This window comes from Porphyromonas levii (assembly GCF_018206105.1).
In the GTDB taxonomy this organism is placed as follows: Bacteria; Bacteroidota; Bacteroidia; order Bacteroidales; family Porphyromonadaceae; genus Porphyromonas_A; species Porphyromonas_A levii.
The window spans coordinates 1-1,996 of sequence record NZ_JADRGN010000074.1 but is presented as its reverse complement, the minus strand read 5'-3'; the positions used below and the strand labels follow the sequence as shown (position 1 = coordinate 1,996).

Genomic DNA, 1,996 nt, shown 5'->3' with positions numbered 1-1,996 from the left:
AGCACTCTTTGCGGAATCTAGGAGGCTCCTACTATCTCCTGATATCCTAGCCTATGATTATGTTATAACGGGAAAATTCTCTACCTTTGCACGCCAAATGATTAATGGATTATAACTCAATATCTATTTATACAAAAATGTCAAAACCAGCTGAACAACTTGGGGCAACAGGCGAGATACAAGCTACCCCACGCAAAAAGAGTATTCTGCCAAAAGGCGTGGCTTGTCTTCTGATTATCCTCCTACTATTTGGAGGTATAGGGTATGTAATGGGCGTGGCTCAGATGCTCAATACCATGATGAAGACTGCCCATGATCTTCTACTCAACACTTGTTTCTATCTCATGGCTATCTGCGTACTGACAGGAGCTTTGGGCAAATTGTTTGTGGAATTTGGAGTAGTGGATTTAATAGAGAAAATATTGAAGCCACTGATGCGTCCACTATTCAGGCTCCCTGGAGTGGCATCTTTAGGTGCCGTACTTACCTTCCTATCGGACAACCCAGCCATTATCACATTGGCACAGGAGAAGCACTTCAGTAGTTACTTCAAGAAGTTCCAATACATCTCCCTCACTAATTTCGGCACTGCCTTTGGTATGGGATTGATTGTAATTGTATTTATGGTAGGCAACGGCTACTTTGTAGAGCCCTTTATCGGTCTCTTTGGTGCCTTTGTTGGTTGTATCATCTCCACTAGATTGATGCAGCACTTTGTCCTGAAAGCGTATCCACAATATCGTGATGAGAGTGCCGTAGACTCTGCGCCTACTGCAGCTCTAGAGGGCAAAGAAGAGCATAGTGAGCAAGTAGGTCAGAAATCTACTTTCCTAAGAGTACTAGACTCCATGCTCGATGGTGGAATGTCAGGTGTACAAGTGGGGATCTCTATTATTCCAGGAGTGCTCATCATCTCTTCTCTTGTGATGATTCTTACCTTTGGCCCATCTGCAGAGGGTTTGTACACCGGAAGTGCTTACGAAGGTATTGAGCTATTGCCTACGTTGGCAGGTCACCTGGATTGGCTATTCAAGCCTCTATTCGGGTTCTCTGACCCTCACCAGATAGCCTTCCCAATCACAGCACTAGGAGCTGTAGGAGCAGCACTCAGCCTTGTTCCAAACTTTATAACCCAAGGTTGGATTGATGGCAATGCCATTACAGTATTCACCGCTATTGGCATGTGTTGGAGTGGCTTCCTCAGCACACACACCGCTATGTTGGATGCTATTGGTTACCGTGAGCTAACCTCCAAAGCTATCCTTTCGCACTTCATCGGAGGACTAGGTGCTGCAGTTACAGCTCATGTTGCCTATTTGCTTTATGCTCTAGTAGCATAATCATCCGACCAAGAGGCAAGGCAAAGGAGTCCTTTCGAGGCACTCACGCTTTTTTGCTTCCCCTAAAACCACCTTTTATTACGATACAGAAAGAGAGTGTGTCAATGGTTTTGAACTACAAAACACATCTTGACACACTCTCTAAATGAGCGGTAGGCGAGTCTCGAACTCGTGACCTTCGGCTTGGGAAGCCGACGCTCTACCAACTGAGCTACTACCGCAATACTTGCCATCTACCCACCATGGGTATCGGTTAGTACCCGAAGCGGGACTTGAACCCGCACAGCCATTGCTGGCCAAAGGAGTTTAAGTCCTTCGTGTCTACCATTCCACCATCCGGGCTCCTCATTCTTGTGCGATGGCAAAGGTACCTCAAATTCCTTAATCTTGCAATACACACCTTCTGTTATTCCCGAGAAAAAACACCTTTTATATATACAATATGACAACAATCCCATATCTTAGAAAAATTTATTCCTAGGAATAAATTTATTTTTCTGTACAAATAAATTTATTTTTCTCTAGGAATAAATATTTTTATTTGTACAGATAATTTTATTTATTCCTAGGAATAAATTTTTCTACTTGCGCGACCTAGATTCCGCAAAGTATAGATCGGCGCTGTTGGGGGTAGTATTTGGGGGTACTTTGGGGTA

Annotated in this window: 1 protein-coding gene and 2 tRNA genes; 1 reads left to right on the top strand and 2 read right to left on the bottom strand. The window is 43.9% G+C overall.

Annotated elements, in window-relative coordinates; translation table 11 throughout:
* Positions 1-137 precede the first annotated feature (137 nt).
* A complete protein-coding gene (locus IX315_RS09490; RefSeq protein ID WP_244973141.1) occupies positions 138-1,340 on the top strand; it encodes a nucleoside recognition domain-containing protein in 1,203 nt (400 codons plus the stop codon).
* A gap of 148 nt (positions 1,341-1,488) precedes the next feature.
* Here the strand turns inward: IX315_RS09490 and IX315_RS09485 are convergent.
* Together IX315_RS09485 and IX315_RS09480 are read right to left on the bottom strand one after the other, a co-directional pair.
* Positions 1,489-1,561: transfer RNA gene (locus tag IX315_RS09485), tRNA-Gly, on the bottom strand.
* A 36-nt stretch (positions 1,562-1,597) separates the two neighbouring features.
* Positions 1,598-1,682 (bottom strand) — tRNA-Leu (locus tag IX315_RS09480).
* Positions 1,683-1,996: the final 314 nt, after the last annotated feature.

Bases quoted from the DNA above. Each gene is read 5' to 3' on its own strand.
- IX315_RS09490 (WP_244973141.1), top strand. From the start codon at position 138: ATGTCAAAACCAGCTGAACAACTTGGGGCAACAGGCGAGATACAAGCT.